Below are 14,539 nucleotides of genomic sequence, written 5' to 3'. Positions count from 1 at the left end.
TGCTGCCCGACACGGACATGGACCAGGGCCCTGTGGCCGCTATCTGCATGGCACCGTGGGCGAAGTCCGGACGGGCACGCGGATGTTGCACATCAGCCAGGCCGAAAGCCGGATCCTCAACAAGATCGGCTATGACGAGCAGACCACCGTGGTCACGCTCGATGGCAAGTCGATGGCGGTCACCAGCCTCAAGCCCGGTGACGAGATCGACACCTCGTTGCGCCTGCGCAGCAGGATCACGACGGCCAAGCAGATCGTGCTGTTGCGTCCGGGCAAGGGTCCCTGACCGTATCGCTAGCCTTCGGGCCAGCGTTCAAGCACCGATTCGTCGATGCCCAGTCGCCGGCAGGCGCGGGGAGCGACGCCGTCGTTGAGCGCCAGGCGGAACAACGGCGCGATCGTCCGCAACGTCCTTGCCGCGACCGCGGCCTGCAGGCGCCGCGGGCGCGACATCGGCAGCCGAGCCACCGCCCACGGCGGCAGCAATGCGTTCGCCGCGCCGAGGAACAGATCGCGCGACAAACCGGCCGCCGGCACCGGCAGCTGGATCCGGGCCAGCACCGCCAGCACTTCGCGCGAGCGCTCGTCGTAGCGCAGGTCGTCCTGCACGCTGGCGAAGTACTCCGCGACTTGCGCCTGCGAAGCGGGTACGTCACGCGCTCCCAGCGCTTCGGCCACGCGACGCGATTCGTCGAAGTAGCGATCGGCGACGCCGTCGGGCATGGCCATAGGCGCGTAGCGACGGAATCCCTCGAGGAATCCGTAGCTTTCGGTGACATGCACCCAGGTCAGCAGGCGCGGATCCTGGGCCTCATAGGGCTGCCCGTCGGCACTGACGCCGCGAACCCTGGCATGGATGGAATCGACATGGGCGATGAGGCGTTCAGCTTCGGCGCGCCCGGCGTAGGTGGTGCCGGCGACGAAGTTGGTGGTGCGGCGCAGGCGTCCGAGCAGGTCGGTGCGGAACTGCGAGTGGTCCCAGACCCCGGCCAGCGCCAGCGGGTGCAGGGTCTGCAGGATCAGCGCGCACAGGCCGCCGGAGAGCATCCCGGGGAAGTCGGCGTGGATGCGCCAGGTGACGCTGTCGGGGCCGAACAGGCCCGGGTCGCCGGGCGGGTGGTCGTAATCGATGCCGCTCTGGCCACGCGGGAAGGCGCCGAGGACCCACCGGCGAATCCGCGCGGTGGCGGGTGCGGCGAGGACACGCAGCGGGGAGTTCATCGGCGTGCGCTCATCCCGTTGCCAGTGGCGGGGCGGCTGGTTGCAGTCGCCCCTTGCCACGTGCCGTGCCGGATCAGGCCTTGCCGGCCTTCTTCTCGCTCTTCTCGGCGCGCTTTTCCTTCATCGTCTTCGCCGGCTTCTTCTTCGTTTCCTTCTTGCGATCCATGCCCTTGCTCATGGTTTTCCCCTTGTCAGGTGGCCACGGCACCGTGCTGCGGCCTGGCGCCAAGTATGCGCCGGCGGCAACGCGCTTGGCACTGCGACGGCATGCACTGTGACCGCCGGCGCCACGTAGAATGGCCGGATGCCCCTGATGACCCTGCAAAACGTCGACTACAGCGTCGGCGGCCCGCTGCTGCTGGAAAATGTAGCCCTGACCATCGATGCCGGTGAGCGAATCGCCCTGATCGGGCGCAATGGCGCCGGCAAATCCACCCTGATGCGCCTTTTGGCCGGAGAGATCCACCCCGACGGTGGTGAAGTCCGCCGCGAGGGCGGCGTGCGCGTGGCGCGGCTGGAGCAGGAAGTGCCCAGCGATGCCGGCGGCGACGTCTGGGACGTGGTCGCCGGCGGCCTGGGCGACCTGGGCAAGTGGCTGGCCAAGTACCACCACATCATTCATGCCGACCACGTCGACACCGATGCACTGGCCAAGGTGCAGGCGAAGATCGAGGACGCCAACGGCTGGTCGCTCGACCAGCGCGTGACCGAGACGCTGGATCGCCTGGGACTGGACGGCGACGCGCTGTTCTCGAGCCTGTCCGGTGGCCTCAAGCGCCGCGTGCTGCTGGCCCGCGCGCTGGTATCGGCCCCCGACCTGCTGCTGCTCGACGAACCGACCAACCATCTCGACATCGAAGCGATCGACTGGCTGGAGAACTTCCTCAAGGGCTGGCAGGGCGCATTGCTCTTCGTCACCCATGACCGCCGCTTCCTGCGATCGCTGGCCACGCGCATCGTCGAGATCGATCGCGGCCAGGTCACCAGCTGGCCCGGCGACTGGGCCAACTACGAGCGGCGCCGGGAAGAACGGCTGAACGCCGAAGCGCAGGAGAACGCGCGCTTCGACAAGATGCTGGCGCAGGAAGAAGTGTGGATCCGCCAGGGCATCAAGGCCCGTCGCACCCGCGACGAAGGCCGCGTGCGCCGCCTGAAGGCCATGCGCGTGGAGCGCATGCAGCGCCGCGACCTGACCGGCAACGTGAAGATGGCGCTGGCGCAGGGCGAAGCATCCGGCCGCAAGGTGGTCGAGGCCAAGGGCGTCAGCTTCGGCCACGGCGAGCGCCAGCTCATCACCGATCTGTCCACGACCATCTTCCGCGGTGACCGCATCGGCCTGATCGGTCCCAACGGCAGCGGCAAGACCACGCTGATCAAGTTGCTGCTGGGCGAACTCAAGCCCGACGCCGGCGAGATCCAGCTCGGCAGCAACATCCAGGTGGCCTATTTCGACCAGTACCGCGCGACCCTGCGCGAAGACTGGAACGCACTGGAGAACGTCGCCGAAGGCCGCGAATTCGTCGAGGTCGGCGGCAAGTCCAAGCACGTCATCGGCTACCTGCAGGATTTCCTGTTCACGCCCGAACGCGCACGCGCGCCGATCACGCGCCTGTCCGGCGGCGAGCGCAACCGCCTGCTGCTGGCCAAGCTGTTCGCGCAGCCGTCCAACCTGCTGGTGATGGACGAACCGACCAACGATCTCGACGTCGAGACGCTGGAGCTGCTCGAAGAGATGCTCGGCGATTACCCCGGCACGCTGTTGCTGGTCAGCCACGACCGTGACTTCCTCGACAACGTCGTGACCTCGACCCTGGTCATGGAAGGCGAGGGTCGCGTCGGCGAGTACGTGGGCGGCTACACCGATTGGCTGCGACAGCGCCCGGTTGCTCCGGTCAGCGCGCCGGGCAAGCCGGTTCTGGCACCGGCAACGCCGGTGGCCGCCGCTCCGGCAGCCGCACCCAAGCGCAAGCTCAGCTACAAGGAGACGCGCGAGCTGGAGCAGTTGCCGCTGCGGATCGAGACGCTGGAGAACAAGCTGGCCGAGCTGACTGCGCAGATGAACGAGCCGTCGTTCTTCCAGCGCGATGCGGCGGCGATCAATGCGCACAATGCGCTGCTTGCGCAGACACAACTGGAACTGGATGGCGCCTACGCGCGCTGGAGCGAACTGGACGCCTGAGGCGCTTCAGCCGTTGTCCCGGCGCACGCCGGGACCCAGGCCCGCAATCCATCAGCACCGTCACGTCATCCCGGCGAACGCCGGGATCCATTTGGACCTTGCTGTTGCTCAGGACTCCAGCCCGGCACCGATCGCACTTGCGGCCACGCGTGGGCGATGGGTTAATTGCGCCGAATCCTGCTGGAGGTGACGCATGCAACCCGGGCATATCGCAATTGTCTTGGCACTTGTCTGCGCGTCGCTGCCGGCCACGGCGGCGGTCAAGGACTCGTCGCCGACGGGGTTCACCGTCGAGAACAGCGAAGTGGTGCCGGTCGATGCGGACACGGCGTGGAAGGCGCTGGTCGGCGATGTCGATCGCTGGTGGCCGAAGGATCACACCTGGTGGGGCAAGGCATCGAAACTGTCCATCGATGCACGCGCCGGTGGCTGCTTCTGCGAGATCGCCGGATCGCAGCAGGCGCAACACCTGACGGTCAGCTTCGTCGATCCGGGCAAGACGCTGCGCATGCTCGGTGGCCTCGGGCCGCTGCAGGGCATGGGCATCGGCGGCGCGCTCGAGTTCCGCCTGGCCGCGGCCGAAGGCGGGGGCACGCGCATCACCCTGTATTACCGCGCCGGTGGCTACTCGCCGGACGACCTGGGCAAGTTCGCACCAGTGGTCGACCAGGTGCAGGGCCTGCAACTGCGCGGGCTGGCGGATTACCTGCGCAAGCAGGCGCCGGCGCCCGGACGCTGAGCAGCACGGCGCCGGCCAGGCAAACGTTGCCATGAGCGACGGCCCGCAGATGCATCGCCTGTTCTTCGCCCTGTGGCCCGACGATGCGCTGCGGCATTCGATCGACGAGGAGGCGGCGCGCATTGAGCGGGAACTCTCGCCCGGCGGGCGCCGGCTCAACGCCGCGCGTTTGCACATGACGCTGCAGTTCCTCGGTGACTTCGCTTCGTTGCCGCCGGCCTTGCTCGACGGCGCATGCGCGGCCGCTGCGCAGATTCGCGTGTCGCCCTTCGCACTGGAGCTGGATTGCGCCGGCAGCTTCCGTGGCAGCAATGTCTGCTGGCTGGGTCCGACTGCAACTCCCGCAGGCCTGCAGGAACTTTGGGATTCGCTGGGCATCGCGCTGCGCCAACACGAGGTGCCCCTGCGGCCGGCACCGGCCTTCAGCCCGCACGTGACCATCCAGCGCAACGTGCGCCGCCATCTTCCTGTCACGCCGATCGCGCCACTGTCGTGGCCGGTGCACGACTTCGTCCTGGTCGACAGCCAGTCCGGCCAACCCTACCGGATCATCGAACGCTGGCCGTTGCGGCGGTGAAGCCGAGCCTGGTCAGTGTCGAAGCTCGATCTGCGGTTCGCGGTCGATGCTGCCGTCCTCGCGCACGACGACGAAGTCGCGGTCGGTTGCGAACAGCACCGGCGTCGGATGCTCCAGCGGCTCGCGGATGAAGGCCAGCTTCCAGCCGTAGTGTTCGCAGGCGACCAGCATCCGGGCCTGCGGACCGGTCAGGCCGATGCGGCGCTGCTGTACATGGATGTCGGTGCCTGGTGTACGTCGATCACGCAGGGCCATGGCCGTTCCCCCTTCGCTGCCGGTGACATTTTCCGCCCCTCGACTGTTCCAACGTGGAAGCATGTGCACAATAGGACGCGCTCACTCCGGAACCGTCCATGGCCGCCCTCGACCCGCGAATCGACGCCTATATCGCCCGTTCTGCGGAGTTCGCCCGACCACTGCTCGAGCACTTGCGCGCGGTCGTGCACAGAGGCTGCCCGGAGGTCGAGGAAACGATCAAATGGGGCATGCCGAGCTTCACCTACCGCGGCAAGATCCTGTGCGGCATGGCCGCGTTCAAGCAGCACGTCGGTTTTGGTTTCTGGCAGGGCGAGCAGATCGAAGGCGCCGCGCGCAGCGAGCAGGGCATGGGCCAGTTCGGCCGGATCACCCGCATCGCGGACCTGCCCGGCAAGCGTGAACTGACCGGCTTCATCAAGCAGGCGATGGCGCTGATCGACAGCGGCAGCACGCGTCCGGCCAGCAAGGCGGCGAAGGCCAAGCCGGCGCTGGAGGTTCCCGAAGACCTCGCCGCCGCGTTGCGGAAGAACGCCAAGGCGCGCGCGCATTTTGAGGCGTTCCCGCCCAGCTATCGACGCGATTACATCGAGTGGATCGTCGAAGCCAAGCGCGAGGAAACCCGACAGCGACGCCTGCAGCAGACCCTGGAGTGGGTGGCCGAGGGCAAGTCGCGCAACTGGAAGTACATGTCGTAGCGGCTGAGGTCGTCAGTCCCGAAGGAAGGCGCCGCAACCCTTGTACGTCTTTCCGCCCGCGCTGAGCTGCGCGCTGGCCTCGAACGAACTGCCACTCATGTCGTCCTGGCATGGCTTGCGTTCGATCTTCAGCTCGACCTGCGTGCCGTTGGCGGTCTTGCCACTGAAACCTGTCGCGCCCTTGAGCGGCTGCGCGTTGGCAACCTCGATCTTGCGCGCGCCGTAATCGAGTTCGGCGCGCAGCAGCGGCGCCTCGCCCATGCCGACCTCGACCCACCAGCCCGGTTCGTTACCGACCGCGCGGAAGCCGATGTCGCGTGCCTTGGCCGCTTCCCACGGTGACGGGCCGTCGGCCTGTTTGCACTCGCGCTTGTCCTCGCCGCTCAGCGTGAGCGTGCCGCTGTCACCCTTGGTCCAGAACTCGTTGCCCTTGTCGTCTGCATAGCGCGCGCCGGAGGCGGACATCGCCAGCGGGATCGTCAGGTCGCGCCCGGAGAACGACAGCACGGTGCGTTCGGCCTGGCTGAAGTCGGCGCTGAGGCGAAGCTCGCCGCATTGCCAGTAGCTGGTCTTGCCTGCGGCGGCGGCCGGCGCGGGGGACGCCACGCGCACCAGCTGCAATTCGACCGGCGCGTTGGCGGCAGGGTCCACCGGCGCGCGCGTATCGGTGACGAACCACAGCTTGCCGTCCGGCCCGATCAGCGAGGCATGCAAACCGTACTGGCCACTGCTGCGCAGCTTGACCGGGTCATAGGGCAGGCTGAAGGCGAACGGCGGGCCCGACAGGTCCTTGAACGTCATGTCCGACAGCACCGCATCGGGCGTGTCGGCGAGCAGGTTGTCGATCAGTTGCACGCGCAGGCTCGAGCCCGGCGGCATCATGATCCGCTCGCGGTAACCGGCGGTGCCGGTGATCGCGTGCGCGCCCTGGGTCAGCGGTGGCGTGGCAGCTGGCGCAGGCGCGGTCGAAGCAGCCCCGGAGTCGTTGCCTGGCTGGCAGGCCGCCAGCGACACCGCCAGGGCGATGCCGAACAGGCCGGGCAGCGACGACGAAAACGGCTTCGACTCGATCATGGGCATCTCTCCTTGGAAGATGCCCAGCCTAGCGGTGCGGATGTTGAAAATGCGTCAGCGTGGTGTGCCATCGGTGCGCAGCACCGGGTACAGGCGGTAGCGCGAATCCCAGGAAGAATGGCGTCGGGCGAAGAATTCCAGTCGCGCCTGCGGGTCGGCGGCGAAGGCGGCATCGTCCTTGAGGCGTTGTTCGAACTCGGCCTTGACCTTCGGGTCCTTGAGCATCTGCCGCGCCACGTCCTCGGCGACGTAGTCCTCCATGTATTCCTTGCGCTCGAAGTGGTTGTTGAACTCGCCCCAGGCCACCAGCGCGTCGGGCGCCTGCGGTTCCAGCAGTGCCATGACCAGCCGCGCCTCGGGCTGCGCGATCGGCACGAACAGGGCACCGGCGGCGACGTCCTGGGTCTCGGCCTGCCACTGGCCGCTCAGCGTCAGGCGCTGGTGTCCCTCGACCGATTGCGCACCGAAGCTGGCCTTGTCGGCGCGGAACGCTTCGACCTTGGCCTTCGACTGTGCGGCGGCGAGGCGGCGGTAGCTGATGCCATGCTGGTCGAGCTTGGCCGCAACCCAGCCCGCATGCGCGGCCGGCACGAGGTAACCGCCCCGCGGTGCGGTGACGACGTGGTCGGGCACGATCTGGTCGCGGATCGGCAGCTTCCAGATCTCCGGCTTGGTCTCGTCGTAGCGGGTCATCAACGCGCCCGACACTTCCGACGGCGTGCGCGTGTAGGCATAACCGCGGAAGTCGATGGTGCGGCTCTTGTCGGTGGCCTTGTAGTCGAGGGCGACCGGCTGGCCGCCGAGGGCGGCGGCACGCTTGTCGGCCTCCGTGGTCTGCTGCTGCCACTGCGCGCCATTGCTGGCAACCAGGTCGAGCAGGGCGACGATGATGTTGCGCGTGACCTTGACGCGATGCGGATACTCGCGCCAGGAGTGCGTCTCGACCAGCATGCCCAGGCGATTGCGCAGCTGGAAGTAGCCATGCGAGAAGCGCGGCGTGGGAACGCCGTCCTCGAAGCCCGAATCGGGTTCGTCGCTCTTCACGAACGACGGATAGAACGACAGCGGCAGCGAACCTTCCGCGGCCAGCTGCTCGATCACGCCATCGCGCAGGTCGGTGCCGGCGGCGCGCAATGCTTCGTCGCCGCTGTTCACCGGCTCGACCTGGATCGAGACGTCGTGTTCGAACTTGGCGCCGTCGGTGACGTGCAGGTCGACGTAGGCGAGCGGGTCCCAGGCATCGACCAGCTTCAGCATCGCCTGCATTTCGGCCGTGTCGGCCTTCACGTAGTCGCGGTTGAGGTTGTAGTTCTGCGCGGTGGTGCGCCAGCCCATTTCCTCCGGGCCGCGCTGGTTGGGACGGTTCCAGCGGGCAAAGCGCTCGTGGCCGTCGACGTTGAACACCGGCACGAACAGCAGCACCTGCTTGTCGAGCGCGCCGGGCGCGGCTTCGCCATCGAGCGCCTGGCGCAGGGCGAGGAAGCCGGCATCCTTGCCGTCGATCTCGCCGGCATGGATGCCGCCCTGGATCAGCATGACCGGCAGGCCCTTGGCCTTCGCGGCTTCCGGCGTGAACGCACCGGCCTTCGACACGACCAGCACCTTCATCGGCCGGCCTTCGGGCGTGGTGCCGAAGTCGCTGCAACGCACCGCGTCGGGATAGCGCCGCGCGAACTCGGCGCACAGGGCGATGACCTCGTCATAGCGACCGGTTTTCACGAAGCCGCTGCGCTCGGACACGGTGGTCAGCGCGGAGGAGGTCGGGGCGGCGAGGGCGGGGAGAGTGGTGAGCAGTGCGGCGAGGGTTGCGACGGCGAGCGGCGAACGGGTCATTGCGCGGGCATCTCACGAAAATGTCGCGGCATGGTAGCCGAGCCGGGGCCACAGCTTTGCCGGTGAGGGTCACGCTGCTGACATGCCGTGTCAGCAGTGAGGCCCCGTCGTCCCGGCGAACGCCGGGAACCATTTTGCCTTTCGGCCTCCGACTTCGCCGCTGCAGAGCAGGATCAAGTTGGGTCCCGGCTTTCGCCGGGATGACGGGCAGTCGCATCGACCCGCATGCGATCATGGCGCCTGATCATTGGGGATCCCCGCATGTACAGCCTCTATTACTCGCCCGGCGCGGCGAGCCTGGTCGTCCATTGGTTGCTGATCGAGTTCGACGTGCCGCACGAGCTGCGCCTGGTCGACACGCAGGCCAGGCAGCACAAGTCCGACGACTACCTCGCGCTCAATCCCAATGGCCTGGTGCCGACCCTGGTTGCCGACGGCAAGCCGCTCTACGAGGCAGCTGCACTCGTGCTGCATCTGGCCGATCGCCATGCCGAGTCGGGGCTTGCGCCCGCGCTCGACAGTCCGCTGCGCGGCCCCTACCTGCAGTGGATGTTGAACCTGGCCAACACCGTGCAATCGCCGATGCGGTTGTGGTGGTACCCGGGCGACATCATCGACGACTCCAATGCCGACGAAATCCGCGAAGGCACCCGCCGCCGCGTCGAGGCGGCCTGGGATCGACTGGACGCGCACCGGGCCGCGAATGGCCCGTACCTGCTCGGCGATCGCCTGAGCGCGGCTGACTTCTACCTTGCCATGCTGATGCGCTGGACCCGCAACATGCCGCGCCCTGGTCACGACTGGCCGCACCTGGCGGCACTGGCGCAGGCCCTGAAGGCACGGCCGTCCTTCAAGACCCTGTACGAACGCGAAGGCCTGACCGACTGGGCCTGAGCGACGGCGAGCGCCGATCGGGTAGGCTTGCCCATCCGCCGCTGCCGGCGCTGCCGGCCGCGGCACGCCCGCACTGAATCCGTGAACGTACCCGCAGGACCGCCGTAGATGACGACCACCGCAAGCGCCGCCACCGCCGAACACCACGGGGACTCCCAGGGCAAGATGCCCCGGCAGATTCCCTACATCATCGGCAACGAGGGCTGCGAGCGGTTCAGCTTCTACGGGATGCGCAACATCCTGACGCCGTTCCTGGTCAGCACGCTGCTGCTGTACGCACCTGAAGCCGAACGTGCGGGCATCGCCAAGGACGTCTTCCACAGCTTCGTCATCGGCGTGTACTTCTTCCCGCTGCTGGGCGGCTGGCTGGCCGACCGCTTCTTCGGCAAGTACCAGACCGTGCTGTGGTTCTCGCTGGTCTACTGCGTCGGCCATGCCTGCCTGGCGATCTTCGAGGACAACCGCACCGGCTTCTATACGGGCCTGTTCCTGATCGCACTGGGGTCAGGCGGCATCAAACCGCTGGTGGTGTCGTTCTGCGGCGACCAGTTCGACCAGAGCAACAAGCACCTGGCGAAGATCGTCTTCGACGCCTTCTACTGGATCATCAACTTCGGCAGCTTCTTCGCGTCACTGCTGATGCCGATCTTCCTGCGCGAGTACGGCCCGGCCGTGGCATTCGGCATTCCCGGCGTGCTGATGTTCATCGCCACCTTCATCTTCTGGCTGGGTCGCAAGCAGTACGTCAACGTGCCGCCGGCAGCAGCCGACCCGGACTCGTTCCTGCACGTGGCGCGTACCGCGCTGCTGTCGCAGGCGCCGGGGCAGGGCCGGCCGGGCCTGGTCGTGGCGGCCATCGGCGGCGTGCTCGCGATCGGCGCGCTGTTGCTGATTCCCAAGCTCGGTTTCGTGATCTGCGCCTGCATGGCGCTGGGCCTGATCATCGCTTTCGGCGGCATGGGCACCTCGATGCAACTCGACCGCGCACGCGGCAAGCACCCGGAAGCCGCGGTCGACGGCGTGCGCGCGGTGCTGCGCATCCTGATCGTGTTCGCGCTGGCGACGCCGTTCCATTCGCTGTTCGACCAGAAGGCCTCGACCTGGGTGCTGCAGGGCAACGAGATGGTGATGCCGCACGACTCCTGGTGGTGGCCGAGCTGGCTGATCAAGGACGCCGCGCAGATGCAGGCGATCAATCCGCTGCTGGTGATGCTGCTGATCCCGTTCAACAACATCGTGCTGTACCCGGCACTGCGCAAGCTCGGCTACGAGCCGACCGCACTCAAGCGCATGGGCTGGGGCATCGCGTTTTCCGGCGTGGCCTGGATCGGCGCGGGCCTGATCCAGCTGTACCTCGACGGTGGCCATGCGGTGACGCTGGACTGGCAGATGCTGCCGTACGCGCTGCTGACCTTCGGCGAAGTGCTGGTGTCGGCGACCGCGCTCGAGTTCGCCTACAGCCAGGCACCGCGCGCGATGAAGGGCGTGATCATGGCCTTCTGGTACCTTGGCCATCACCTTCGGCAGCCTGTGGGTGCTGCTGACCAATGCCAGCGTCCGCAACGATGCGGTGATCTCGCATATCGCCAACACCGGCCTGAGCGAGAACGCCTTCCTGATGTTCTTCTTCGCCGGCTTCGCTTTCGTTGCCGCGGCGGCGTTCGCGCTGTACGCGCGCACCTATCCGATGCAGGACAACTACCGCAGCGCATGATGCCGACCACTGCCGACATCGATGCCAGGAGCTTCAACGGATGCTGACTTTCATCCTGATCGCCGTGACCGTGGGCGTCTCGTGGCTGGCCTTCGAGGCCGCAGCTGCTCAACCGCCTGATCCTGTGGCCGCCGGCGATCGACCGCAACCACCAGTACGACCGACTGGTGACGCATGGATTCATCCATGCCGACTGGTCGCACCTGCTGTTCAACATGATCACGCTGTACTTCTTCGGTCGCGTGATCGAGGGCGTGATCGGACAGCTGATCGGACCGTTCGGCTTCCTGCTGTTCTACCTGTCGGCGATAGTGATCGCGATCCTGCCGACGTATCTGCGCCACCGTCATGATCCGAGCTACCGCAGCCTGGGTGCCTCCGGCGCGGTGTCGGCGGTGCTGTTCGCCTACGTCCTGCTCAAGCCGTGGTCGCTGATCATCGTGTTCGTGCTGCCGATGCCGGCGATCCTGTACGCGGTGGCCTACGTCGCCTATTCGTTCTGGATGGATCGTCGCGGCGGCGACAACATCAACCACAGCGCGCACCTGTCGGGCGCGATCTATGGCGTGTTGTTCATGCTGCTGATGGAGCCGCGCGTGGGAACGATCTTCCTTGAGCGGCTGATGAAACCGTCCTTCGGCTGAGAAGGACGGACCGCGGCAGCGGGAGGGACTGCGGCGGACCTGCGACACGCAGGCCCGCCGCGCTCAGGGCGCCCCCCAGCTACCCGAGCTGGTGCCGACCGGATCTCGGGATCGGGTCGTTGGAACCGGGTCGCAACCGATCAGGCCGCGTGGCGGTCCGACGTCGTTTCGCCTTCGGCGCCGTAGGTCTCGAGCAGGCGGGCGTAGATCTCGGCATCGATCTGCGACGACTCGATCGAGCCTTCCTTGCCGTTCTGGACCAGGTCGAACATGCGCGTCATCAGGGCGTCGTCGCTGACGTGGCCGAGGGTCAGGTGGTGCACGGTCATGGGTGTTCTCCGTACTGACTTTCCTGTCTTGAGTCACGCAGATTCCGTGCCAGCCGTCTCACCTTGGTCTGGGCTCGGGTTGGGCGTGAAAATGTGACGCAATCGGTCATTACTGGTCGTGGCTGGGACTGAACGGATGACGCAATGCGGCGCTCGGGCACGCGTTCCGCTCACCCGGCATGAATGCTGGCCGTGATATCCAAAAACCTCCCCCAGACGATGCCCAGGAGTGCCAGGCATGGCGATCAGGAAGGCAGGCAAGACCACCGCCCGCAAGGCCACCGCGAAGAAACCGGCGAAGAAGGCTGCCAAGAAGGCTGCAAAGAAGTCCGCCCGGAAAGTCGTCGCCAAAACGGCCCGGAAGAAGACCACCGCCAAGACCGCGGCGCGCAAGACCCCCGCGCGCAAGACCGCAGCAAAGAAGGCCGTGGCAAAAAAGACCGCAACCAGGAAGGTCGCGAAGAAGACCGCCGCCAGCAAGGTCGCCAGGAAGGTCGTGAAGAAGACGGCCGCGCGCAAGGCGCCGGCACGCAAGGTTGCCAAGAAGGTCGCCAGGAAGACGGTTCGCAAGACGGCTGCCAGCAAGACCACCGCCCGAAAGGCGGCTGCCAGGAAGGCACCGGCCAAGAAGGTCGTCGCCCGGACCGCGCGCAAGGCTCCGGCCAAGGCAGCGGTGAAGACTCCGGTCCCGCGCAAGCGCGCTGCACGCGCCCCCAGCAAGCCGCGCATCACCCCCGAGCAGGCACTGGCCAATACCCAGGAACTGCTGGCGCTCAAGCACGAGCGCGACCACCAGCCGCAGCCGTGGCAGCAGTTCGATCCCGCCCACGGACACGTTCCCAAGCCCGGCTTCCAGTCCGACAGCGCGGCCGCCAAGGCCGGGGAGCTGCATGCCGCCGAAAGCCGCATGGAGGCGATCCAGGGCAGCATCGGCACGCAGGACCGTCACAACCAGGGCAAGCGCGACAGCCGTTGAGCTACCGTTGCCTACAAGTCAGGGCGCACGCACCGTGCACCCGACTCCAGACCGAGAGGGCCCCATGACCCAGCACCAGATCCAGCATGACCCGGTAATCGGCGCGTTCATGACCACCGTCGATGGCGTCGATGCCCGCCTGGAGTACTACCGCGAAGGCAGCAAGATGGTGATCACCCACACCGGCGTGCCCGAGGCGATCGGCGGCCGTGGCATTGCCGGCGAACTGGTCCGCGAGGCGTTCGAGTTCGCCAAGGCGCAGGGCTGGCACGTCCATCCGCAGTGCTCCTACGCCGCGGCCTGGGTGGAACGCCATCCCGAGTACAACCAGCTGCTGGCCTGACCCGGAACCGGCCGGCGGCAGCGTCCAGGCCGGCCGCAGTGATTGGCCGGGTCGCGGCGCTGTCCCCCCGCGCTCATGTATGACAGCATGCGCGCCCATCCCCCGACTGCCGCGCCCCTGGCGCCTGCCCGCATGCGCCTGAACAAGCACATCAGCGACACCGGCTTCTGCTCGCGTCGCGAAGCCGACAACCTCATCGCCGAGGGGCGGGTCACCGTCAACGGAGTGCGCGCGCGGATCGGCGCCGAGGTCGGTGACGGCGATCAGGTCCTGGTCGACGGCCAGCCGCTGAAGGTGCGCCAGGCCAGCAAGGGCAAGCGCCAGCACGTCTACATCGCCCTCAACAAGCCGGTCGGCGTCACCAGCACCACCGAGGCCGGGGTCAAGGGCAACATCGTCGACTTCGTCGGCCACCAGCACCGCATCTTTCCGATCGGCCGGCTCGACAAGGACTCCGAGGGCCTGATCCTGCTGACCAGCAACGGCGACATCGTCAACGAGATCCTGCGCGCCGAGAACAAGCTGGAGAAGGAATACCTGGTGGTGGTGAACCACGCCGTGACCGACGAGTTCGTGCGCGCGATGGCGCGTGGCGTGCCGGTCCACGGCCAGATGACGCTGCCCTGCCGGACCGGCAAGCTGGGCAAGTTCGGTTTCCGCATCGTCCTGGTGCAGGGCCTCAACCGGCAGATCCGCCTGATGGCGGCGCACTTCGGCATGCGCGTGAAACAGCTGCTGCGCGTGCGCATCGGCAACGTCAAGCTCGGCCACCTCAAGCCCGGCCAGTGGCGCAACCTGACCGACGCCGAGCTGCAGGGGCTGTTGCCGCAACGGACGCAGTGGTAATTCGACACCCGCCGCAACGCCTTGCAATGCAAAGTGGGGAAGCGGGCACCGGCAAACGTTTCAGCGGAAGTAGTCCAGCCTGGTGAAGTGTCCGTGCCGTTGCCGAAGTCCGATCTGCCCATGTCCCGATCCGAACCAGCCCCGACGCCAACGAGGCGGCCCTCCGCGCGTCGCGCCGTGCGTGCATACGGGCATCACGTCGTCGCCGCTAACCTTG

Annotated in this window: 14 protein-coding genes and 2 pseudogenes; 11 read left to right on the top strand and 5 right to left on the bottom strand. The window is 67.1% G+C overall.

The features are described from left to right. Nucleotides 1-82: 82 nt before the first annotated feature. Nucleotides 83-286, top strand: coding sequence for a hypothetical protein (locus HIV01_RS06420; protein ID WP_207527119.1), 204 nt, complete (start codon nt 83-85; stop codon nt 284-286). An 8-nt stretch (nt 287-294) separates the two neighbouring features. Here HIV01_RS06420 and HIV01_RS06415 read toward each other — a convergent pair whose 3' ends face one another. After that, on the bottom strand, nt 295-1,221 hold the full coding sequence (locus HIV01_RS06415) for an oxygenase MpaB family protein (protein WP_200605517.1): 927 nt from the start codon (nt 1,219-1,221) through the stop codon (nt 295-297). Nucleotides 1,222-1,525: 304 nt separating this feature from the next. Between HIV01_RS06415 and HIV01_RS06410 the strand changes: the two genes are divergently transcribed. From HIV01_RS06410 to thpR, 3 genes are all read left to right on the top strand, one after another. Further along, a complete protein-coding gene (locus HIV01_RS06410; RefSeq protein WP_200605515.1) occupies nt 1,526-3,400 on the top strand; it encodes an ATP-binding cassette domain-containing protein in 1,875 nt (624 codons plus the stop codon). 220 nt (nt 3,401-3,620) lie between these two features. Next, entirely contained in the window at nt 3,621-4,139 is a 519-nt protein-coding gene (locus HIV01_RS06405) for an SRPBCC family protein (RefSeq protein ID WP_207527118.1), read from the top strand. 31 nt (nt 4,140-4,170) lie between these two features. Continuing rightward, nucleotides 4,171-4,716 carry an RNA 2',3'-cyclic phosphodiesterase gene (thpR, locus tag HIV01_RS06400; protein WP_200605510.1) on the top strand — a complete coding sequence of 182 codons (546 nt, stop codon included), beginning with the start codon at nt 4,171-4,173 and terminating at the stop codon, nt 4,714-4,716. Nucleotides 4,717-4,728: 12 nt separating this feature from the next. On the opposite strand, the gene HIV01_RS06395 is transcribed toward thpR, so the two are convergent. After that, a complete protein-coding gene (locus HIV01_RS06395) occupies nt 4,729-4,971 on the bottom strand; it encodes a hypothetical protein (RefSeq protein ID WP_200605502.1) in 243 nt (80 codons plus the stop codon). A gap of 98 nt (nt 4,972-5,069) precedes the next feature. Between HIV01_RS06395 and HIV01_RS06390 the strand changes: the two genes are divergently transcribed. Continuing rightward, on the top strand, nt 5,070-5,669 hold the full coding sequence (locus HIV01_RS06390) for a YdeI/OmpD-associated family protein (RefSeq protein WP_200605500.1): 600 nt from the start codon (nt 5,070-5,072) through the stop codon (nt 5,667-5,669). Between the two features lie 12 nt (nt 5,670-5,681). Here HIV01_RS06390 and HIV01_RS06385 read toward each other — a convergent pair whose 3' ends face one another. Together HIV01_RS06385 and HIV01_RS06380 are read right to left on the bottom strand one after the other, a co-directional pair. Further along, on the bottom strand, nt 5,682-6,743 hold the full coding sequence (locus HIV01_RS06385) for a YbaY family lipoprotein (RefSeq protein WP_200605497.1): 1,062 nt from the start codon (nt 6,741-6,743) through the stop codon (nt 5,682-5,684). A gap of 54 nt (nt 6,744-6,797) precedes the next feature. Beyond that, nucleotides 6,798-8,576 carry a M14 family metallopeptidase gene (locus tag HIV01_RS06380; RefSeq protein ID WP_200605495.1) on the bottom strand — a complete coding sequence of 593 codons (1,779 nt, stop codon included), beginning with the start codon at nt 8,574-8,576 and terminating at the stop codon, nt 6,798-6,800. A 261-nt stretch (nt 8,577-8,837) separates the two neighbouring features. On the opposite strand from HIV01_RS06380, the gene HIV01_RS06375 reads away from it, so the two are divergent. The 3 genes and pseudogenes from HIV01_RS06375 (at nt 8,838) to HIV01_RS06365 (ending at nt 11,828) form a co-directional block, all read left to right on the top strand. Further along, the gene (locus HIV01_RS06375) at nt 8,838-9,470 is read left to right on the top strand and encodes a glutathione S-transferase family protein (RefSeq protein WP_207527117.1); all 633 of its coding nucleotides are present in this window, start codon (nt 8,838-8,840) and stop codon (nt 9,468-9,470) included. A gap of 108 nt (nt 9,471-9,578) precedes the next feature. Beyond that, nucleotides 9,579-11,184: pseudogene (locus HIV01_RS06370) on the top strand (POT-type proton-dependent oligopeptide transporter). A gap of 40 nt (nt 11,185-11,224) precedes the next feature. Further along, a pseudogene (locus tag HIV01_RS06365) lies at nt 11,225-11,828 on the top strand (rhomboid family intramembrane serine protease). 140 nt (nt 11,829-11,968) lie between these two features. Here HIV01_RS06365 and HIV01_RS06360 read toward each other — a convergent pair. Next, nucleotides 11,969-12,157: a hypothetical protein gene (locus HIV01_RS06360; protein ID WP_200605487.1), complete on the bottom strand. Its 189-nt coding sequence runs from the start codon at nt 12,155-12,157 to the stop codon at nt 11,969-11,971. A 238-nt stretch (nt 12,158-12,395) separates the two neighbouring features. Here HIV01_RS06360 and HIV01_RS06355 point away from each other — a divergent pair, with 238 nt between their 5' ends. The 3 genes from HIV01_RS06355 (at nt 12,396) to HIV01_RS06345 (ending at nt 14,322) form a co-directional block, all read left to right on the top strand. Further along, nucleotides 12,396-13,133, top strand: a complete 738-nt coding sequence (locus HIV01_RS06355; RefSeq protein WP_200605485.1) for a hypothetical protein — start codon at nt 12,396-12,398, stop codon at nt 13,131-13,133. A 64-nt stretch (nt 13,134-13,197) separates the two neighbouring features. Beyond that, nucleotides 13,198-13,476, top strand: a complete 279-nt coding sequence (locus HIV01_RS06350; RefSeq protein ID WP_200605483.1) for a GNAT family N-acetyltransferase — start codon at nt 13,198-13,200, stop codon at nt 13,474-13,476. Nucleotides 13,477-13,563: 87 nt separating this feature from the next. Next, on the top strand, nt 13,564-14,322 hold the full coding sequence (locus tag HIV01_RS06345) for a pseudouridine synthase (protein ID WP_245156929.1): 759 nt from the start codon (nt 13,564-13,566) through the stop codon (nt 14,320-14,322). Nucleotides 14,323-14,539: the final 217 nt, after the last annotated feature.

It is taken from the genome of Lysobacter arenosi (genome assembly GCF_016613475.2).
GTDB classification, from domain to species: domain Bacteria; phylum Pseudomonadota; class Gammaproteobacteria; order Xanthomonadales; family Xanthomonadaceae; genus Lysobacter_J; species Lysobacter_J arenosi.
Note: the sequence above shows the minus strand (reverse complement) of the source record. Positions and strands in the feature narration are given on the sequence as shown.